Annotated in this window: 1 protein-coding gene; it reads right to left on the bottom strand. The window is 70.6% G+C overall.

The window, feature by feature from the left end; genetic code table 11:
- Positions 1 to 477: AMP-binding protein (locus tag G4D83_RS45310; protein WP_163871178.1), on the bottom strand; the 477-nt coding region annotated here is incomplete at both ends.

Below are 477 nucleotides of genomic sequence, written 5' to 3'. Positions count from 1 at the left end.
GTCTGCTCGGGCCCGAAGCGGGTGTAGTCGATGCCGACGAGGGTGTGGAGGACGCCGCGGTGGGTGCAGCCGACGCCCTTGGGCTTGCCGGTGGAGCCGGAGGTGAAGTCGATATAGGCGAGCGACGCGGGGAGGGCGGAAGGAGGCAGGGCCTGGGTGGAGCTGGTGGCCAGGGAGACCTCGTCCAAGAGGACACACGTCAGTCCGTCGGCGGGCAGCTTGTCGAGGAAGGCGCGGGTGGAGACGAGGACCTGGGGCTGAGCGTCCACGAGCATGGAGGCGAGGCGCTCGCGGGGGTACTTGGTGTCGAGGGGGACGTAGGCGGCGCCGGCCTTGAGGATGGCGACGAGGGCGACGATGAGCTCGACGGAGCGGTCGACGGCGATGGCGACGCGGGAGTCGGTGGTGGCGCCGAGGGAGCGCAGGTGCCAGGCGAGCTGATTGGAGCGCTCGTCGAGCTGGCGGTAGGTGAGGGAG

Origin of the sequence: Myxococcus eversor (assembly GCF_010894455.1) — a bacterium.
GTDB lineage: Bacteria > Myxococcota > Myxococcia > Myxococcales > Myxococcaceae > Myxococcus > Myxococcus eversor.
The sequence above is the reverse complement of the archived record's forward strand: the minus strand, read 5'-3'. Positions and strand labels throughout refer to the sequence as shown.